Source organism: Serratia sp. BFP-2025, from assembly GCF_050880365.1.
Classification (GTDB): domain Bacteria; phylum Pseudomonadota; class Gammaproteobacteria; order Enterobacterales; family Enterobacteriaceae; genus Serratia; species Serratia surfactantfaciens.
In genome coordinates this window covers 556237-575722 of record NZ_JBPAFV010000002.1, presented here as the reverse complement: position 1 = coordinate 575722, position 19486 = coordinate 556237, and the positions used below count along the sequence as shown (strand labels likewise).

The window sequence follows — 19486 nt, the reverse complement described above, 5'->3', positions numbered from 1 at the left end:
ATGCCGAACTCAGAAGTGAAACGCCGTAGCGCCGATGGTAGTGTGGGGTCTCCCCATGCGAGAGTAGGACACTGCCAAGCATCAAATAAGCCAAGAGGCCATCCGAAAGGATGGCCTTTTTGCTTTTCATCCGCTTTACTCCCTCTGCTCATATCCTGGCGCAGGCCGCGCAATGAAACATTTTCACCTTTCCGCTGAATGCTCGACATCGACCGAAAAAAAAGCTATCTTCGGGCATCTAGAAGTCTAAACGTATAAATGGATGTGTGAGGATTAAGCAATGCCGATTCGTGTTCCTGATGAGTTACCTGCGGTCAGCTTCTTGCGTGATGAGAATGTCTTCGTAATGACATCCTCACGGGCAAAAACACAGGAAATCAGGCCATTGAAAGTGCTGATCCTCAATCTGATGCCAAAGAAGATCGAAACGGAAAACCAGTTTCTGCGCCTGCTCTCCAACTCGCCGCTGCAGATTGATATCCAGCTGCTGCGTATCGATAGCCGCGAGTCGAAGAACACGCCGGCTGAGCATCTGAACAATTTCTACTGCGACTTTGAGGACATCCAGAATGAGAACTTCGATGGTTTGATCGTCACCGGTGCGCCGCTGGGGCTGGTCGACTTCTGCGATGTCGCCTACTGGCCGCAGATCGAACGGGTGATCGACTGGGCCAAGAACCACGTCACCTCCACGCTGTTCGTGTGCTGGGCGGTACAAGCGGCGTTGAACATCCTGTACGGTATTCCCAAGATGACGCGCGAGGTGAAGCTCTCTGGCGTTTATCCGCACCAAACGCTGCAGCAGCATGCATTGCTGACGCGCGGCTTCGACGAAAGCTTCCTGGCGCCGCATTCACGCTATGCCGATTTCCCGACTGAGGTGATTCGCCAGTATACCGATCTGGATATCCTGGCCGAATCCGAGCAGGCCGGCGCCTATCTGTTCGCCAGCAGAGATAAGCGCCTGGCGTTTGTCACCGGCCATCCGGAATATGATGCCCTGACTCTGGCCGGGGAGTATTGTCGCGACAACGATGCCGGCCTCGATCCCACCGTTCCGCTCAACTACTTTCCCGATGACAACCCTGCACTGACACCGAAAGCCACCTGGCGCAGCCATGGACACCTGCTGTTTTCCAACTGGCTCAACTATTACGTCTACCAGATCACGCCTTACGATCTGCGCCATATGAACCCGACGCTCGACTGAATTTTTCTGCTTGCCGGCGGCTGAATCGAGGCCGCCGCGTTGACGATCCCTCGTACGATCCTCTTTTTCTCCCCCATCTCTTCCTGAAATACCTTGTTCGACAAGGCGTTATCATGTCCCTGCATGCCTATTGGAACCGATTTCCTTACTCGGTGGTATTGTTATTTTTCATAACTAATTGATAATAAAGTGTTAATAAAATATTTAATAATAAAATGGAAATGGTTTTTGATTTTTATTTTTTGTTGAGTATTCTTAGAGCTATCGGGATGAGATCTGACCAGTTTAGGATCGTTTCATCCGCCCTGATCCACAGTGATTTCTGATGAAAATGCGCCGGTCGCTCAGGCGCGACGATGGGAAGGAGCAAGGTCATGACGCAACAGATAGCAGGCACGGAGTTAAGGTTTACGCAGGGTTTCGCCGCTGCGGAGCGCCAGGTGTTGACGGATGAAGCGGTTGAGTTCCTGGCGGAACTGGTGGCGAAATTCACGCCGCGGCGCAATGAGCTGCTGGCGGCGCGTGTCCGTTGGCAGCAAAATATCGATCGCGGCGAATTGCCTGGCTTTATTTCGGAAACCAATTCCATTCGTGAGGGCGACTGGCAGATCCGCGGCATTCCGCAAGACCTGCGCGATCGCCGGGTTGAGATCACCGGGCCGGTCGAGCGCAAAATGGTGATCAATGCGCTGAACGCCAACGTAAAAGTATTTATGGCGGACTTTGAAGACTCGCTGGCGCCAAGCTGGGACAAAGTCATCGACGGTCAAATCAACCTGCACGATGCGGTTAACGGCACCATTTCCTACACCAATGAAGCCGGCAAGATTTACCAGTTGAAACCGAACCCGGCGGTGTTGATCGCTCGCGTGCGCGGCCTGCATTTGCCGGAGAAGCACGTGCTGTGGCGCGACGAGGCCATCCCAGGCGGCCTGTTCGATTTCGCGCTGTACTTCTACCACAACTATCGCCAGCTGTTGGCCAAGGGCAGCGGCCCGTATTTCTATCTGCCGAAAACCCAGTCCTGGGAAGAAGCAGCCTGGTGGAGCGATGTCTTCAGCTTTACCGAGGATCGTTTCGATCTGCCGCGCGGCACCATCAAGGCGACGGTGCTGATCGAAACCCTGCCGGCGGTGTTCCAGATGGACGAGATCCTCTATCACCTGCGCGATCACATCGTTGGCCTGAACTGCGGCCGCTGGGATTACATCTTCAGCTACATCAAGACGCTGAAAAATCACGGCGATCGCGTGCTGCCGGATCGTCAGTCGGTGACCATGGAAAAACCCTTCCTCAGCGCCTATTCGCGTCTGTTGATCAAAACCTGTCATAAGCGCGGCGCGTTCGCCATGGGCGGCATGGCGGCGTTTATCCCGAGCAAAGACGCCGAGAAAAACGCCTGGGTGCTGAACAAGGTACGGGCGGACAAAGAGCTGGAGGCCAATAACGGCCACGACGGCACCTGGGTGGCACACCCGGGGCTGGCGGACACGGTGATGGAGGTGTTCGGCAAGGCATTGGGCGATCGCCAAAACCAGCTGGACGTGCTGCGTGAGCAGGATGCGCCGATCAGCGCCGCGCAGCTGCTGGAACCTTGTGACGGCGAACGCACGGAAGCGGGAATGCGTGCCAACATTCGCGTGGCGGTGCAGTACATCGAAGCCTGGATCTCCGGCAACGGCTGCGTGCCGATCTATGGGTTGATGGAAGATGCCGCGACGGCGGAGATCTCCCGTACCTCTATCTGGCAGTGGATCCACCACGAGAAGAGCCTGAATGATGGGCGTCCGGTGACCAAGGCGCTGTTCCGCCAGATGTTGCAAGAAGAGATGTTGGTGGTGCGTGAAGAAGTGGGGGAGGCGCGCTTTAACGCCGGCCGGTTCGAAGAGGCGGCGCGCCTGATGGAGCGCATCACCACGCAAGATGAATTAATCGATTTCCTGACGCTGCCCGGCTATGCGCTGCTGGCCTGAATTTTCCCAATCAACCCTACATGACTGAAAGGATAAAAATTATGTCTACCTCTCGCTCTCAACAGATCCAGCAGCTGGAACAGGAATGGAAATCGGCCCGTTGGGAAGGCATTACCCGCCCTTATAGCGCCGAAGACGTGATCAACCTGCGCGGTTCGGTCAACCCGGAATGCACCCTGGCGCAAAACGGCGCCGCTAAACTGTGGTCCTTGCTGAACGGCAAGGCGCGTAAAGGCTACGTGAACTGCCTGGGCGCGCTGACCGGCGGCCAGGCGCTGCAGCAGGCCAAAGCCGGCGTCGAGGCCATCTACCTGTCCGGTTGGCAGGTGGCGGCGGACGCCAACAGTGCGGCGGCTATGTATCCAGACCAGTCGTTGTATCCGGTGGACTCGGTGCCAAAGGTGGTCGAACGCATCAACAACGCCTTCCGCCGCGCCGATCAGATCCAATGGGCGAACCGGATTGAACCGGGCAGCAAAGGCTACACCGACTATTTCCTGCCGATCGTCGCCGATGCTGAAGCCGGCTTCGGCGGCGTGTTGAACGCCTTTGAGCTGATGAAAGCGATGATCACCGCCGGTGCTGCCGGGGTACACTTTGAAGATCAGCTGGCGGCGGTGAAGAAATGCGGCCATATGGGCGGCAAAGTGCTGGTGCCGACGCAAGAAGCGATCCAGAAGCTGGTTGCCGCACGCCTGGCGGCTGACGTGCTCGGCGTGCCGACGCTGGTGATCGCCCGCACCGACGCCGACGCGGCCGACCTGCTGACCTCTGACTGCGATCCGTATGACAGCGCCTTCGTCACCGGCGAGCGCACGGCGGAAGGTTTCTTCCGCACCCATGCCGGCGTCGAGCAGGCGATCAGCCGCGGCCTGGCTTATGCCCCTTACGCCGATATGGTGTGGTGCGAAACCTCGACGCCGGATCTGGATGCCGCCCAGCGCTTCGCCGACGCCATCCACGCCAAATACCCGGGCAAGTTGCTGGCCTACAACTGCTCGCCGTCGTTCAACTGGAAGAAGAACCTCGACGACCAGACCATCGCCCGCTTCCAGCAGGCGCTGTCGGACATGGGCTACAAGTATCAGTTCATCACGCTGGCGGGCATCCACAGCATGTGGTTCAACATGTTCGATCTGGCGCACGCCTATGCGCAGGGCGAAGGGATGAAACACTACGTCGAGAAGGTGCAGCAGGCGGAGTTCGCCGCAGTGGATCGCGGCTACACCTTTGCCTCGCACCAGCAAGAGGTGGGCACCGGCTACTTCGACAAGGTCACCACCATCATTCAGGGCGGCGCCTCTTCGGTGACTGCGCTGACCGGCTCGACGGAAGAACAGCAGTTCTGACGCGGCAAGCTTGAAGACGTTTCACCCGGAGCCTGCATGCGCAGGCTCCTTTTTCTGGCGGGGGTAAGGATGGCGGCAAAACTGGAGTTGTTGATCGCACAGACGATCCTGCAAGGCTTCGATGCGCAGTATGGCCGCTTTCTGGAGGTGACCGCCGGCGCGCAGCAGCGCTTCGAGCAGGCGGACTGGCCGGCGGTACAGCAGGCGATGAAAAAGCGCATCCATCTGTACGACCATCATGTCGGCCTGGTGGTGGAGCAGCTCAAATGCATCACCGGGCAGAAATACTTCGACGCCGACTTCCCCAGCCGGGTCAAAGCGGTCTATATCGATCTGCTGCCGGACTATCCGCGTTTCGAGATAGCCGAAAGCTTTTTTAACTCGGTCTACTGCCGGCTGTTCAAGCATCGCGATCTGACGCCGGACAAGCTGTTCGTGTTCAGTTCGCAGCCGGAACGGCGCTTTCGCGACATTCCGCGTCCGCTGGCGCGCGATTTCACTCCCCATGGCGATCTGCTGGCGATGCTGCGCAGCCTGCTGAGCGATCTGCCGCTGCGGCTGCCGTGGGAGGATTTGACGCGCGATATCCGCTATATCACGCAAGCGCTGCAACGCACCTTCAGCGCACAGCAGCTGGCGGGCGCGACCTTTCAGATCGCCAACGAACTGTTTTACCGCAACAAGGCCGCCTGGCTGGTTGGCAAGCTGCGCCTGGCCGACGGCGTTTACCCGTTCCTGTTGCCGATCCACCACAGCGAATCGGGCGCGCTGTTTATCGACGCCTGCCTGACCGGCAAGGCGGAGGCCAGCATCGTTTTCGGCTTCGCCCGCTCTTATTTTATGGTCTACGCGCCGCTGCCGGCGGCGATGGTGGAATGGCTGCGCGAGATCCTGCCGGGCAAGACCACCGCCGAGCTGTACATGGCGATCGGCTGCCAGAAGCACGGCAAAACCGAATGCTATCGCGAATACCTGACCTTTATGGCGCAGTCGCAGGAGCAGTTCATCATCGCGCCGGGGGTGAAGGGCATGGTGATGCTGGTGTTCACTCTGCCGTCCTTCGATCGGGTGTTCAAAGTGATCAAAGACGAATTCGCCCCGCAAAAAGAGGTGACGCAGGCGCAGGTGATGGCTTGCTATCAGCTGGTGAAAGAGCACGATCGCGTCGGGCGCATGGCGGATACCCAGGAGTACGAGAATTTTGTCGTCGACAAGGCGCGCCTCAGCCCGGAACTGCTGGAAGAGCTGCGGCGCGAAGTGCCGGGCAAGCTGGAAGATCTCGGCGATCGCATCGTGATCAAACACCTGTATATGGAACGCCGCATGACGCCGCTGAACCTGTATCTGGAGCAGGCCAACGACCAGCAGATGCGCGATGCGATCGAAGAGTACGGCAACGCCATCAAGCAGCTGGCCGCCGCCAATATCTTCCCCGGCGACATGCTGTTCAAGAATTTCGGCGTGACGCGCCACGGGCGAGTGGTGTTCTACGACTACGACGAGATTTGCTACATGACCGAGGTCAACTTCCGCGACATTCCGCCGCCGCGCTATCCGGAGGATGAGCTGGCCAGCGAGCCGTGGTACAGCATCGCGCCCAACGACGTATTTCCGGAGGAGTTCCGTCATTTCCTGTGCGGCGATCGGCGCATCCGGCAGATGTTTGAAGAGCTGCACAGCGATCTGTTTACTGCGGAGTATTGGCGCGGGTTGCAGCAGCGTATCCGCGAGGGGCACGTGGAGGATGTGTTCGCTTACCGCAAGAAACAGCGGTTCAGCCAGCGCAGCGGGGCGGCGCTGCCGGCCGCCACCGCTGCGATGTAAATCAGGCCTGGGCGCCCGCCACGGCGGCGCGCGCCAGTTCGGTGATGCGCGCATAGTCGCCGCTTTCCAGCGCGTCCGCCGGCACCAGCCAGGAGCCGCCGATGCACAGCACGCTTTTCAGCGCCAGGTAACTGCGGTAGTTGTCCGGCGAGATGCCGCCGGTCGGGCAGAAGCGCACCTGCGGGAACGGGCCACCGATCGCCTGCAGCGCCTTCACGCCGCCGTTGGCTTCCGCCGGGAAGAATTTAAACTCGCGCAGGCCGTAATCCATGCCCTGCATCAGTTCGGAAACGGTGCTGATGCCTGGAATCAACGGGATTGAACCGGCGGTGGCCGCTTTCAGCAACTCGTCGGTCAGTCCCGGGCTGATGGCGAACTGGGCGCCGGCCTCGGTCACTTCACGCAGCTGCTGCGGATTAATCACCGTACCGGCACCGATGATCGCTTCCGGCACCTCTTGGGCGATGGCGCGAATGGCATCCATGGCGCAGGCGGTGCGCAGCGTCACCTCCAGCACCCGCACGCCGCCGGCGACCAGCGCTTTCGCCAACGGCACCGCATGTTCCAGCTTGTTGATAACGATGACCGGCACCACCGGCCCCGCCGTCAGGATCTGTTCGGCGCTTGTTTTCCACTTGTTCATGATGACGCTCTCCTCTGTGGCCGCCGCCAGGCGGCGATGCGGCCAGGCTATCGATTAAAATTTGATGCAGCAGGCACCCTGTTCGGCGCCGGACAGCTGGCTGCGCAGCGCGCCGAACAGCTCGCGGCCGCAGCCGATGTGTTCCGCGCTCAGATCGGGTTGGCAAGGCGTGCGCCGGGCCAGCTCCTCGGCGTCGACCAGCACCTGCAGCTCGCCGCTGCGGCCGTTGACGCGGATCGGATCGCCGTCGCGCACTTTCGCCAGCAGGCCGCCGGTATAGGCTTCCGGAGTGACGTGGATGGCGGAAGGTACCTTGCCGGAGGCGCCGGACAGGCGACCGTCGGTCACCAGCGCCACTTTGAAGCCGCGATCCATCAGCACGCCCAGCGGCGGCATCAGTTTGTGCAGTTCGGGCATGCCGTTGGCCTGCGGCCCCTGGAAGCGCACCACCACCACGCAATCGCGATCCAGCTTGCCGGCTTCGAACGCCGGCACGATGTCGTGCTGGCTGTCGAACACCACCGCCGGCGCTTCGATGATCTGGTTGTCGGCGGGCACCGCCGAGGTTTTCATCACCGCACGGCCCAGATTGCCGGCCATCACCTTGGTGCCGCCGTGATGTTCGAATGGCTGAGCGACGCTGGCGATTACCTTGGCGTCGAGCGAGCCGGCCACACCTTCGCGCCACGCCAGCTGGCCATTATCCAGCCAGGGTTCCTGGGTGTAGCGGCGCAGGCCGAAACCGGCCACGGTGTGCACCTCTTCGTGCAGCAGGCCGTGTTGCAGCAGCTCGCGCACCACCAGCGGCACGCCGCCGGCGGCCTGGAACTGGTTGATGTCGGCCGGGCCGTTCGGGTAGATGCGGCACAGCAGCGGCACCGCTTCCGACAGCTCGGAGAAATCGTCCCAGGTGATGATGATGCCCGCCGCCCGCGCCATCGCCACCAGATGCATGGTCAGATTGGTGGAGCCGCCGGTGGCCAGCAGCGAGACGATGCCGTTCACCACCACTTTCTCGTCCACCAGGCGGCCGATCGGCAGGTAGTTGCCGGCGGTGTCGGTCAGCCGGGTCACCTGGCGCGCGGCGGCGTCGTTCAGCGCGTCGCGCAGCGGCGTGTTCGGATGCACGAAGGAAGCGCCCGGCAGATGCAGACCCATCACTTCCATCACCATCTGATTGGTGTTGGCGGTGCCGTAGAAGGTGCAGGTGCCGATACCGTGATAAGAGGCGGCCTCGGCTTCCAGCAACGCCAGGCGGTCGGCCTTGCCCTCGGCGTACAGCTGGCGCACGCGCACCTTTTCCTTGTTCGGCAAACCGCTGCTCATCGGGCCGGCCGGCACGAACAGCGCGGGCAGGTGGCCGAAGGAGAGGGCGGCCATCACCAGCCCCGGCACGATCTTGTCGCAAATACCGAGGAACAGCGCGCCGTCGAACATGTTGTGCGACAGGCCGACGGCGGCCGACATGGCGATCACGTCACGGCTCATCAGCGACAGCTCCATACCGTCCTGCCCCTGGGTCACGCCGTCGCACATCGCCGGCACGCCGCCGGCCACCTGGCCCACGGCACCCACCGCCTTCAGTGCCTGCTTCAGCCGCTCTGGGTAGTGTTCGTAGGGCTGGTGGGCCGACAGCATGTCGTTGTAGGCGGTGATGATGGCGATATCGCTGCGCACCATGTTTTTCAGCGCCGTCTTGTCATCGGGCTGACAGGCGGCGAAGCCGTGGGCCAGGTTGCCGCAGGCCAGCTGCGCGCGGTGGACGGTTTGGGAGCGGGCCGCCTCGATGCGCGCCAGATAGGCGGCGCGGCTGGCCTCGGAACGGTGGATGATGCGCTGTGTGACACGGGACAAGGTTGGGTTAATCATGCCTTCCTCACATTGCTGTTGTTATAGTCGCCGCCTGTGGCGGTGCCCCCGGTGGTGATTTGCAGCCCTGGTGTGCAAGGCCGGGGGCGATTTGGGCGTTAAAACATCGTGAATGCAATCATGCCGATGGCGCCGCCGACGCTGCCCAGAATCGTTTCCATTACCGTCCAGGTTTTCAGCGTTTGCAGTTCGTTGGCGCCGGTGAATTTGCCGAACAGCCAGAAACCGGCGTCGTTGACGTGGCTCAGCACGATGGAGCCGCCGGCGATGCAGATAGCCAGCGCGGCCAGTTGCCCGCCGTTCAGCCCGAGCTGGCTGGTGACCGGCAGCACCAAGCCGACGGTGGTCAGGCAGGCGACGGTGGCCGAGCCCTGGATCACCCGCACCATGGCGGAGAGCGCAAAGGCGGCCACGGCGATCGGCAGGCCGGCGCCGATCATGGCGTCACCCAGCGCCGGCCCGACGCCGGAATCCACCAGGATCTGTTTGAACACCCCGCCGGCGCCGGTCATCAGCAAGATGATCCCGGCCGGTTGCACTGCGGCGGAGCAGATGGCCAGCGTCTGTTCGTTGCTCATGCCGCGTGGCTTCGCCAGGCCGTAAATCACGATCAGGCAGGCCAGCAGGATGGCGGTGAATGGATGGCCGATAAACTCCAGCCACTGCTGCAGCTGTGAACCCGGAGTGACCAGCCGCGCGCCGATGGTTTTCATGCCGACCAGCACCAGCGGGCACAGCACCAGCGCCAGGCTGAAGCCGAACGACGGCAGATTGCCCTTGGTCAGCGTCGGCTCATTCTCTTCCGGCGGCATTGGCCAGTTGACGAAGCGGCTGATAAAGCTGCCGTACAGCGGGCCGGCGATCAGCATGCCGATCACCGCCGCCACCAGGCCGATGGCGATCATCCAGCCGAAGTCGGCCTTCATCTGCGAAGCCAGCAGCATCGGCACCGGTCCCGGCAGCAGGAAGGAGGCGGCGGCGGCCACGCCGGCGAACAGCGGGATCGCCAGCTTGACGATATTGCCGTCGGTGCGGCGCGCCACGGCGAACACGATGCCGATAAGCAGCACCACCGCCACGTCGAAGAACAGCGGCAGCGCGCAGATCAGGCCGGCGATACCGAGCGCATAGTGCGCCTTGCTTTGTCCGAATCGTTTCAGCAATTGCGCCGCAATTTGATCGAGCGCGCCGACCTCATGCAGGATCTTGCCGAACATCGCCCCCAGCGCCACCACGATCGCCAGGAAGCCCAGCGTGTCGCCCATGCCTTTTTGCATGGTGTCGGCGATATGGTCCAGCGGCATGCCGGAGAAAATGCCGGCGGCGATGGACACCAGCATCAGCGCGACGAAGGCGTGCATGCGCGCCTTCATCACCAGGAATAACAGCAGTAAAACCGAGCCGACTGCGGTACCGACCAGCGTCAGGGTACTCACGCGCACACGTCCTGTGGCAGGAAGCTCTGGATATGGTGCACGGTATCGGCGATCACCGCGTCCAGCGGCTGATTGATGTCGATCGCCATCACGTCGTTTTCGTCGGCGCCCGGCTGCTCGAGTGCGGCGAACTGGGTGACCAACATCTGCGGCTTGAAGAAGTGGCCGTTACGTGCCGCCAGACGGGATTCGATCACCGGGAACTCGCCGTGCAGATAGATGAACGACAGGTTGCCGTTGCCGGCGCGCAGGCGGTCGCGATACTGCTTTTTCAGCGCCGAGCAGACGATGATCGACACGTTGTTGGTGCGCTGCATGGCGAAGGCGGCGTCGTTGAGCGCGGCCAGCCACGGGGCGCGATCGTCGTCGTTCAACGCTTCGCCGGCGGCCATCTTCAGGATATTGCTGCGCGGATGCAGGAAGTCGCCGTCGAGGAAGCCGGCGGAGAGTTGGCGGGCCGCGGCGGCGGCGACGGCGGACTTGCCGCTGCCGGAAACGCCCATAACGACGTAAATGCGATTGTGATTGTTGGTCATGGCTTGGCTCCAAAACACCGGGTGACGTTACCTTCGTTCAGTTCGATTGTTACCGGTAACATGTTATCGGTAACATTGTCGAAGGAAGTTTGAGCGGTTGCAATGGGCTTTCGCCGTGAGGATCGTTAACTGTGATCGGCTTCAAGCTTTTTTCCTGTGGGCTAAACAGGATACCAACAGCCATTTACATGCTGACAACAGAGCAAGGAAGGGGAGCGGAGGCGCACTGCGGCGCCCCGCGGATGGGCTGGATTAGCGTACGCCGCCGTAGGCCAGGCTGATCTCTTTCGCCGCGTGGATCACCAGCGCGCCCAGCTCGATCACGCGATCGTCGGTGATGCGCGATACCGGGCCGGAGATAGAAATGGCGGCGAAGGCTTCGCGATGCTCGTCGAAGATGCAGGCCGCCACGCAACGCAGGCCGAGCGCGTGCTCTTCGTCGTCAAAGGAAAAGCCCTGCTTGCGGATCTGCGCCAGTCCCTCTTTCAGGTTGTGCGGCGTCAGGGTGTGCGGCGTGTAGGTGTGCATGCCTTTCTTGTGCAGCAGCTTGGTCACCTGATCGTCCGGCAGGGTGGCGAGGAAGGCTTTGCCGGCGCCGGAGGCGTGCATCGGCAGTTTGCCGCCGATCGGCGCCGACATGCGCATCAGCGCCGTACACTGCACCTGATCGATGATGATCGCCTGGTACTCGCTGGTATCCAGTACCGCCAGGTTGACCGTTTCACCCGACTCTTCCATCAGTCGGCGCAGCGTCGGATGCACCATCGCCAGCAGGTTGCGGCTTTGCAGAAAGCTGCTGCCGACCACAAAAGCGTGCGAGCCGATGGTCCACAGACCGAGATCGCCGACCTGGCGCACGAATCCCTGCTGCTGCATGGTGGTGAGCAGACGGTGAGTGGTGGAGTTCGGCAGGCCGGCCTGCTGGGCCAGATCGGTCAGCGCCACGTTGCCCTGGGCTTCCGAAATGTATTCCAGCAGCTTCAGGCCACGGGTCAACGATTGTACCTGGCCGGTCGCCGCACTGGCGGCCGGGGCTGCTGCGCGGGGCTTCTTGCCGCGTTTGGCGGGAGCAGGGGTGGCCATGGGTGATATTCCTTTTTCCGTATGATGGAATTCATTTTCGTTTTTTGTCGATGAATTGCAAGCCGCCGCCAGCTCATCGGAGGTGTTGGCGCACAACCTGAAAAACTCTCAATTGTCGTCTCCCCCTTTGTCCCTACAAGCTGTGCTAGGATGACCCGTTGGTTTTTGCGGCAGTTGAGCGATGGGCTGGATGGCAATGGAAGGGGTTACAGTGACGAATCGAGTAGAACAACTGCGCCGCCAGTTAGCGCAGCGCATTTTAGTGTTGGACGGCGGCATGGGCACCATGATCCAGAGCTACCGTCTGGATGAGCGCGATTTCCGCGGTGAGCGTTTCGCCGACTGGGGCAGCGATCTGAAAGGCAATAACGATCTGCTGGTGCTGACCAAGCCGGAAGTGATCACCGCCATTCATTACGCCTACCTCGAGGCGGGTGCCGATATCCTTGAAACTAATACCTTCAACTCCACCCCCATCGCCATGGCCGACTACCACATGGAGTCGCTGTCCGCCGAGATTAACTACCAGGCCGCCTGCCTGGCGCGCGCCTGCGCCGACGAATGGACGGCGCGCACGCCGGAAAAACCGCGCTACGTCGCCGGTGTGTTGGGGCCGACCAACCGCACTGCGTCCATCTCGCCGAACGTCAACGATCCGGCGTTCCGCAACATCTCGTTCGACGAGCTGGTGGCGGCTTATCGCGAATCGACCCGCGCGCTGGTGGAGGGCGGCGTCGATCTGATCATGATCGAAACCATCTTTGACACCCTGAATGCCAAGGCCGCCGCCTTTGCGGTGGAAACCGAATTCGAAGCGCTGGGGGTGGAACTGCCGATCATGATCTCCGGCACCATCACCGACGCTTCCGGCCGCACCCTGTCCGGCCAAACCACCGAGGCGTTTTACAACTCGCTGCGTCACGTCAAGCCGCTGACCTTCGGCCTGAACTGTGCCCTGGGGCCGGATGAACTGCGTCAGTACGTCGCCGAGCTGGCGCGCATCTCGGAGACCTACGTCACCGCGCACCCGAACGCCGGTTTGCCGAACGCCTTCGGCGAGTACGATCTGGATGCGGCCGAGATGGCGCGCCAGGTCGGGGAGTGGGCGCAGGCCGGCTTCCTCAATATCATCGGCGGCTGCTGCGGCACCACGCCGGAACACATCGCCGCGATGGCCAAGGCGGTTGAGGGCGTGCCGCCGCGCCGGCTGCCGGAGATCCCGGTCGCCTGCCGTCTGGCCGGTCTTGAGCCGTTGACCATCGACGCCAACACCCTGTTCGTCAATGTCGGCGAGCGCACCAACGTCACCGGCTCGGCGCGTTTCAAACGCCTGATCAAAGAAGAGAAATATAACGAAGCGCTCGACGTGGCGCGCCAGCAGGTGGAGAGCGGCGCGCAGATCATCGACATCAACATGGACGAGGGGATGCTCGACGCCGAGGCGGCGATGGTGCGCTTCCTCAATCTGATCGCCGGCGAGCCGGATATCGCTCGGGTGCCGATCATGATCGACTCCTCCAAATGGTCCGTTATCGAGAAAGGTCTGAAGTGCATTCAGGGCAAGGGCATCGTCAACTCGATCTCGATGAAGGAGGGCGAAGAGGCCTTTATCCACCACGCCAGGCTGGTGCGCCGCTACGGCGCCGCGGTGGTGGTGATGGCGTTCGACGAAGTGGGCCAGGCGGATACCCGCGAGCGCAAGTTCGAGATTTGCCGCCGCGCCTATAAAATTTTGACCGAACGCGTCGGCTTCCCGCCGGAAGACATCATTTTCGACCCGAACATCTTCGCCGTCGCCACCGGCATCGAAGAGCACAACAACTACGCCGTCGACTTTATCGAAGCCTGCGCCGACATCAAAACCCACCTGCCGCACGCGATGATCTCCGGCGGGGTGTCCAACGTGTCGTTCTCGTTCCGCGGCAACGATCCGGTGCGCGAGGCGATCCACGCGGTGTTCCTGTATCACGCCATTCGCAACGGCATGGACATGGGCATCGTCAACGCCGGGCAGCTGGCGATTTATGACGATCTGCCTGGCGAGCTGCGCGAGGCGGTAGAAGACGTGATCCTCAACCGCCGCGAGGACGGCACCGAACGCCTGCTGGAGCTGGCGGAAAAGTACCGCGGCAGCAAAGACGGCGAAGCGGCGGTGCAGCAGGCGGAGTGGCGCGGCTGGCCGGTGGAAAAGCGGCTGGAGTATTCGCTGGTGAAGGGCATCACCGAGTTTATCGAGCTGGATACCGAAGAAGCGCGGCAGCAGGCCGAACGCCCGATCGAAGTGATCGAAGGGCCGCTGATGGCGGGGATGAACGTGGTCGGCGACCTGTTCGGCGAGGGCAAGATGTTCTTGCCGCAGGTGGTGAAATCCGCCCGCGTGATGAAGCAGGCGGTGGCTTACCTGGAACCGTACATCGAAGCCAGCAAGCAGCAGGGCACCTCCGCAGGGAAAATCCTGCTGGCGACGGTGAAGGGCGACGTGCACGACATCGGCAAGAACATCGTCGGGGTGGTGCTGCAGTGCAACAACTATGAAATCGTCGATTTGGGCGTGATGGTGCCGACGGAGAAAATCCTGCGCACCGCGCGCGAAGAGAAGGTGGACATCATCGGCCTGTCGGGGCTGATCACGCCGTCGCTGGACGAGATGGTCAACGTGGCCAAAGAGATGGAGCGCCAGGGCTTTACCCTGCCGCTGTTGATCGGCGGCGCCACCACCTCCAAGGCGCACACCGCGGTGAAAATTGAACAGAACTACAGCGGCCCGACCACCTACGTGCAGAACGCCTCGCGCACCGTGGGCGTGGTGTCGGCACTGCTGTCCGCCACCCAGCGCGACGAGTTTGTGGCGCGCACTCGCAAAGAGTACGAAACGGTGCGCATTCAGCACGCGCGCAAAAAACCGCGCACGCCGCCGGTCGATCTGCAGAAGGCGCGCGCCAACGCCATGGCGCTGGATTGGGCCGATTATCAGCCGCCGGCGCCACGGCAATTGGGTGTGTTCCCGGTGGCGGTCGGCATCGAGACGCTGCGCCACTATATCGACTGGACGCCGTTCTTCATGACCTGGTCGCTGGCGGGCAAATATCCGCGCATCCTGGAGGATGAGGTGGTGGGGGAAGAGGCTAAACGCCTGTTCCATGACGCCAATCAGATGCTGGATCGGCTGGCCGCCGAGCGCAGCCTCAACCCGCGCGGCGTTTACGGCCTGTTCCCGGCCAACCGCGTCGGCGACGATGTGGAAGTGTACCGCGACGAACAGCGCGGCGAGGTGCTGGCGGTAAGCCGCCATCTGCGCCAGCAGACAGAAAAAACCGACTTCCCAAACTACTGCCTGGCGGACTTCGTGGCACCGAAAAGCAGCGGCAAGGCCGACTACTTCGGCGCCTTCGCGGTAACCGGCGGGCTGGAGGAGGACGCGCTGGCGGCGGCGTACGACGCACAGCACGACGATTACAACAAAATCATGGTCAAGGCGCTGGCGGATCGTTTGGCGGAGGCCTTCGCCGAATACCTGCACGAACAGGTGCGCAAGCTGCACTGGGGCTATGCCGCTGACGAGAATCTGAGCAACGAGGAGCTGATCCGCGAAAACTATCAGGGCATCCGGCCGGCGCCGGGCTACCCGGCCTGCCCGGAGCACACCGAGAAAGCGACCATCTGGCAGCTGCTCGACGTCAACCGCCACACCGGTATGGCGCTGACGGAGTCCTTCGCCATGTGGCCGGGAGCGGCGGTGTCCGGCTGGTACTTCAGCCATCCTGAGAGCAAGTATTTCGCGGTGGCGCAGATCCAGCGCGATCAGGTGGAAGACTACGCGGCGCGTAAAGGGATGAGCGTGAGCGAGGTAGAACGCTGGCTGGCGCCAAACCTCGGCTACGACGCCGACTGATTTTCCTCTTCAAGGGCGCAGCGATGCGCCCTTGTCATTTACAGCGCTTCCACGTCGATGTGCAGCGCGTCGTAACGCCAATACTCCAGGTCGCAATCGATCACTCTGTCGTGCTGATCGCGGTTCACCCGCGTAATGAACAGCGCCGGGCTGCCGTAGGTCACCTTCAGCATGGCGGCGGCCTGTTGCGGCAGCAGGGTGGGCAGCATGTCGAAACGTACCCGGCCGTAGTGAATGCCGTAGCGTGCGGCGTACAGCGCGGTCAGCGACTGGGTCAGATCTTCGTCCAGAATACCGGGGAAATAGGCCGGATTGAGGTAGTGCTCGCAGTACAGCACCGCACGCCCGTCGATGTAGCGCAGCCGGCGAATGCGATAGGCCTCGGCGCCGGAGGGCAGTGCCAGGCGGCCGGCCAGCGGCGCGTCGAGTGTGACGAGCGCACTGTCTATCGCTTCGGTATGGGCGGCGCGCCCCTGTTGCTGCGCCATGGCGTGAAAATGGCTGCGCTGCAACGGGTTATAGATCAGACGTGGCGGCGAGATAAACCAACCGCGCCGCACCTGACGGTAAATGACGCCCTGCGCCTCCAATTGGCCGAGCGCCTCCTGCAGGGTAATGCGGGTGGTGGCGAACTGTTCGCTCAGGGCTCGCTCGGAGGGCAGCTTGCCGCCCACGGCGAACTCGCCGGCGGTGATGCGGGCGTGCAGCGTTTGGCAGATGGTGGCGACGGTCGTCGGTGCTTCACTCATACAGCGGGTGTCCCGTTTCAGTGCGTTTGGCCTTTAAGGTAGACCAGCGTCGCGTTTTCGCCGTTGCAATGGGTGATAAAACTGTCGCTTTTTTAAGCTGACATATAATTATCACATTCGTCCGTTAGATTGGTTTGGCCCTTGCTGGACTAGTCCAGCCATCCCCACACTACCACCTGGAGCATCAGTTATGAAACGTTTGTGCGCTTCTGTGTTAACCAGTGCCATCGTGTTATCCAGCCAGATGAGCTGGGCCGCGGATACCGATCTGGCGGCGTTGGAGCAGGCCGCTAAAAAAGAAGGCGAAGTCAACAGCGTCGGCATGCCGGACAGTTGGGCCAACTGGAAAGGCACCTGGCAAGATCTGTTGAGCAAATACGGCCTGAAGCATGTCGATACCGACATGAGCTCTGCGCAGGAGATCGCCAAATTCGATGCGGAAAAGAACAACGCCACGGCGGACATCGGTGACGTCGGCGCGGCCTTCGGCCCGGTGGCGGTGCAGAAGGGCGTGACGCAGCCGTACAAACCCTCCACCTGGGATCAGGTGCCAGATTGGGCGAAAGACAAAGATGGCCACTGGGCGCTGGCTTACACCGGCACCATCGCCTTCATCATTAACAAGCAACAGGTGAAAGACATCCCGCACAGCTGGGCCGATCTGCTGAAGGGCAGCTATCAGGTCACCATCGGCGACGTCGGCACCGCTTCGCAGGCGGCCAGCGGCGTGCTGGCGGCCACTTACGCCATGGGCGGCAACGAGAAAAACCTCAAGCCGGGCCTGGAGTTCTTCGGCAAGCTGGCCAAGGCCGGCCGCCTGAGCCTGAGTAACCCGGTGATCGCGTCGCTGGAGAAGGGGGAAGTGCAGGTCGGCGTGGTATGGGACTTCAACGGTCTGAACTACCGCGATCAGATCGACAAAACCCGCTTTGAAGTGCTGATCCCGTCGGACGGTTCGATCACTTCCGGCTACACCACCATCATCAACAAATACGCCAAGCACCCGAATGCCGCCAAGCTGGCGCGCGAATACATCTTCTCCGACGCCGGTCAGATCAACCTGGCGCGCGGCTATGCCCGCCCGATCCGCGCCGAGCATCTGACGCTGCCGGACGACGTCAAAGCCAAGCTGCTGCCGGCCGAGCAGTACAAGAACGCGCACCCGATCGCCGATCCGGCAGCCTGGGAACAGAGCGCCAAAGCGCTGCCGCGCCTGTGGCAGGAAAACGTCATTATGTTTATGCAGCAGTGAGTTAACGCACCATGAAAACGATCCTCGTGCTGCTGGACGGCCTCAACTACCGGGTGGCGCACGACGCCATGGGTTATCTGCAGGCCGAATGCGCGGCGGGACGCGGGCGGTTGTACCTGCTGGAGAGCGAGTTGCCCTCGCTCTCCCGGCCGCTGTATGAATGCATCCTCACCGGCGTCACGCCGGTGGAGAGCGGCGTGGTGCACAATCACGTCTCGCGCCTTTCTCATCAACAAAGTGTGTTTCATTACGCGCGCGCCGCCGGGCTGACCACCGCCGCCGCCGCTTACCACTGGTTCAGCGAATTGTATAACCGCACGCCGTTCGACGCCGCGCGCGACCGCCATACCGATGCCCCCGAGCTGCCGATTCAACACGGGCATTTCTATTACGACGACGGTTATCCCGACAGCCATCTGTTTGACGACGCCGAAAACCTGCGTCTGCGTTATCAGCCAGACTTTCTGTTGATCCATCCGATGAACATCGATGACGCCGGCCACCGCTTTGGCCTCTCTTCGCCGCAGTACCGCAACGCGGCGCGGCGCGCCGACGGCTCGCTGTCGCGCTATCTGCCCGATTGGCTGGCGGCCGGTTATCAGGTGCTGGTTACCGCCGACCACGGCATGAACGACGATCGCAGCCACGGCGGCGTATTGCCGGAAGAGCGCCAGGTACCGCTGTTCGTATTCGGCGCGGGCTTCAGCCTGGATGACGCCGATCCGCAGCAAACCGAGCTGTGTGGCACGATCTGCGATCTGTTGCAGGCGCCGCACGACAAGCCGCACTGCCGGGCGCTGCTGGCGCAGGATGCGCGATGAACAGCAAAACCAAATGGATCGCCGCGCTGTGCCTGCTGCCGTTTATCGTGCTGTTCGGCGCGTTTCAGATCGCCCCGCTGGTGTGGATCGCCGTTCACAGCTTTTTCAGCGAGACCAGCGGCTGGGGGTGGGGCAACTATGTCGATATCCTCACCTCGCCGTTCTACCTGCAGGCGTTTCAGTTCTCGCTGGAGATCTCGCTATGGTCGAGCGTCTACGGCTTGCTGATCGCATTAGTTGGCAGTTACTCACTGCGTCAGCTAGGCCAGACGCGGTTTCATGACTTCGTAATGTCGTTCACCAACATGACCAGCAACTTCGCCGGGGTGCCGCTGGCGTTCGCCTTCGTCATACTGCTGGGGCTGAACGGTTGCCTGACGTTGCTGCTGCGCAAATACGGTCTGATGGAGAGCTTCAACCTCTATTCGAAGAGCGGCCTGATCGTGCTGTATACCTACTTCCAGATCCCGCTCGGGGTGCTGCTGCTGTATCCGGCATTTGACGCGCTGCGTGCCGACTGGCGCGAATCGGCGGCGCTGCTCGGCGCCGGCCCCTGGCGCTACTGGCGGCATATCGGCCTGCCGGTGTTGGCGCCGGCGCTGATGGGCACCTTCGTCATCCTGCTGGCCAACGCGCTGGGCGCCTACGCCACGGTGTACGCGCTGACCACCGGCAACTTCAACGTGATCCCGATCCGCATCTCGGCGTTGGTGGCGGGGGACATCTCCCTCGATCCGAACCTGGCCAGCGCGCTGGCGATGCTGCTGGTGGTGATGATGGCGTTTATCACGGTGATCCACCAATGGATGCTGCGCAGGAGCTACCTCAATGCGCGCTCATAACCGGCTG

Annotated in this window: 14 protein-coding genes and 1 rRNA gene; 9 read left to right on the top strand and 6 right to left on the bottom strand. The window is 61.7% G+C overall.

Annotated features, from left to right (window positions below; all coding sequences use genetic code 11):
* From rrf to aceK, 5 genes are all read left to right on the top strand, one after another.
* A 5S ribosomal RNA gene (gene rrf / locus ACRAWE_RS18085) occupies positions 1-80 on the top strand; the annotation flags it as partial.
* A 200-nt stretch (positions 81-280) separates the two neighbouring features.
* Entirely contained in the window at positions 281-1210 is a 930-nt protein-coding gene (metA, locus tag ACRAWE_RS18080) for a homoserine O-acetyltransferase MetA (RefSeq protein WP_025160144.1), read from the top strand.
* A 374-nt stretch (positions 1211-1584) separates the two neighbouring features.
* The gene (gene aceB, locus ACRAWE_RS18075) at positions 1585-3183 is read left to right on the top strand and encodes a malate synthase A (RefSeq protein WP_198637151.1); all 1599 of its coding nucleotides are present in this window, start codon (positions 1585-1587) and stop codon (positions 3181-3183) included.
* 41 nt (positions 3184-3224) lie between these two features.
* Positions 3225-4532, top strand: coding sequence for an isocitrate lyase (gene aceA / locus ACRAWE_RS18070; RefSeq protein ID WP_432525684.1), 1308 nt, complete (start codon positions 3225-3227; stop codon positions 4530-4532).
* A 69-nt stretch (positions 4533-4601) separates the two neighbouring features.
* Positions 4602-6356: a bifunctional isocitrate dehydrogenase kinase/phosphatase gene (gene aceK, locus ACRAWE_RS18065; RefSeq protein ID WP_432525683.1), complete on the top strand. Its 1755-nt coding sequence runs from the start codon at positions 4602-4604 to the stop codon at positions 6354-6356.
* A 1-nt stretch (position 6357) separates the two neighbouring features.
* Here the strand turns inward: aceK and ACRAWE_RS18060 are convergent, their stop codons facing one another.
* From ACRAWE_RS18060 to iclR, 5 genes are all read right to left on the bottom strand, one after another.
* On the bottom strand, positions 6358-6999 hold the full coding sequence (locus ACRAWE_RS18060) for a bifunctional 4-hydroxy-2-oxoglutarate aldolase/2-dehydro-3-deoxy-phosphogluconate aldolase (protein ID WP_063918651.1): 642 nt from the start codon (positions 6997-6999) through the stop codon (positions 6358-6360).
* A 54-nt stretch (positions 7000-7053) separates the two neighbouring features.
* Positions 7054-8868 carry a phosphogluconate dehydratase gene (edd, locus tag ACRAWE_RS18055; RefSeq protein WP_432525682.1) on the bottom strand — a complete coding sequence of 605 codons (1815 nt, stop codon included), beginning with the start codon at positions 8866-8868 and terminating at the stop codon, positions 7054-7056.
* A 98-nt stretch (positions 8869-8966) separates the two neighbouring features.
* Positions 8967-10304, bottom strand: a complete 1338-nt coding sequence (gene gntU / locus ACRAWE_RS18050) for a gluconate transporter (protein WP_025160143.1) — start codon at positions 10302-10304, stop codon at positions 8967-8969.
* Positions 10301-10840, bottom strand: coding sequence for a gluconokinase (gntK, locus tag ACRAWE_RS18045; protein WP_063918653.1), 540 nt, complete (start codon positions 10838-10840; stop codon positions 10301-10303). The genes gntU and gntK overlap by 4 nt, the downstream gene beginning before the upstream one ends.
* A gap of 252 nt (positions 10841-11092) precedes the next feature.
* Positions 11093-11923, bottom strand: a complete 831-nt coding sequence (gene iclR, locus ACRAWE_RS18040; RefSeq protein WP_004936648.1) for a glyoxylate bypass operon transcriptional repressor IclR — start codon at positions 11921-11923, stop codon at positions 11093-11095.
* Between the two features lie 196 nt (positions 11924-12119).
* Between iclR and metH the strand changes: the two genes are divergently transcribed.
* Positions 12120-15815, top strand: a complete 3696-nt coding sequence (gene metH / locus ACRAWE_RS18035; RefSeq protein WP_154747250.1) for a methionine synthase — start codon at positions 12120-12122, stop codon at positions 15813-15815.
* 38 nt (positions 15816-15853) lie between these two features.
* On the opposite strand, the gene ACRAWE_RS18030 is transcribed toward metH, so the two are convergent.
* Positions 15854-16564: a UTRA domain-containing protein gene (locus ACRAWE_RS18030; protein WP_019453247.1), complete on the bottom strand. Its 711-nt coding sequence runs from the start codon at positions 16562-16564 to the stop codon at positions 15854-15856.
* A gap of 190 nt (positions 16565-16754) precedes the next feature.
* Between ACRAWE_RS18030 and ACRAWE_RS18025 the strand changes: the two genes are divergently transcribed.
* The 3 genes from ACRAWE_RS18025 to ACRAWE_RS18015 are packed head-to-tail and all read left to right on the top strand — an operon-like array spanning position 16755 to position 19479.
* Positions 16755-17816, top strand: coding sequence for an ABC transporter substrate-binding protein (locus ACRAWE_RS18025; RefSeq protein ID WP_004936660.1), 1062 nt, complete (start codon positions 16755-16757; stop codon positions 17814-17816).
* 11 nt (positions 17817-17827) lie between these two features.
* On the top strand, positions 17828-18637 hold the full coding sequence (locus tag ACRAWE_RS18020) for an alkaline phosphatase family protein (protein ID WP_063918655.1): 810 nt from the start codon (positions 17828-17830) through the stop codon (positions 18635-18637).
* Positions 18634-19479 (top strand): ABC transporter permease, encoded by an 846-nt coding sequence (locus tag ACRAWE_RS18015; RefSeq protein ID WP_015379247.1) that lies wholly within the window; start codon positions 18634-18636, stop codon positions 19477-19479. The genes ACRAWE_RS18020 and ACRAWE_RS18015 overlap by 4 nt, the downstream gene beginning before the upstream one ends.
* Positions 19480-19486 lie beyond the last annotated feature (7 nt).

Excerpts from the sequence above, each read along its gene's own strand:
- aceK (WP_432525683.1), top strand. The coding sequence starts at position 4,602 with ATGGCGGCAAAACTGGAGTTGTTGATCGCACAGACGATCCTGCAAGGC.
- metA (WP_025160144.1), top strand. The coding sequence starts at position 281 with ATGCCGATTCGTGTTCCTGATGAGTTACCTGCGGTCAGCTTCTTGCGT.
- ACRAWE_RS18020 (WP_063918655.1), top strand. The coding sequence starts at position 17,828 with ATGAAAACGATCCTCGTGCTGCTGGACGGCCTCAACTACCGGGTGGCG.
- edd (WP_432525682.1), bottom strand. The coding sequence starts at position 8,868 with ATGATTAACCCAACCTTGTCCCGTGTCACACAGCGCATCATCCACCGT.
- gntK (WP_063918653.1), bottom strand. The coding sequence starts at position 10,840 with ATGACCAACAATCACAATCGCATTTACGTCGTTATGGGCGTTTCCGGC.
- ACRAWE_RS18030 (WP_019453247.1), bottom strand. The coding sequence starts at position 16,564 with ATGAGTGAAGCACCGACGACCGTCGCCACCATCTGCCAAACGCTGCAC.
- aceB (WP_198637151.1), top strand. The coding sequence starts at position 1,585 with ATGACGCAACAGATAGCAGGCACGGAGTTAAGGTTTACGCAGGGTTTC.
- iclR (WP_004936648.1), bottom strand. The coding sequence starts at position 11,923 with ATGGCCACCCCTGCTCCCGCCAAACGCGGCAAGAAGCCCCGCGCAGCA.
- aceA (WP_432525684.1), top strand. The coding sequence starts at position 3,225 with ATGTCTACCTCTCGCTCTCAACAGATCCAGCAGCTGGAACAGGAATGG.
- ACRAWE_RS18025 (WP_004936660.1), top strand. The coding sequence starts at position 16,755 with ATGAAACGTTTGTGCGCTTCTGTGTTAACCAGTGCCATCGTGTTATCC.
- ACRAWE_RS18015 (WP_015379247.1), top strand. The coding sequence starts at position 18,634 with ATGAACAGCAAAACCAAATGGATCGCCGCGCTGTGCCTGCTGCCGTTT.
- metH (WP_154747250.1), top strand. The coding sequence starts at position 12,120 with ATGGAAGGGGTTACAGTGACGAATCGAGTAGAACAACTGCGCCGCCAG.
- ACRAWE_RS18060 (WP_063918651.1), bottom strand. The coding sequence starts at position 6,999 with ATGAACAAGTGGAAAACAAGCGCCGAACAGATCCTGACGGCGGGGCCG.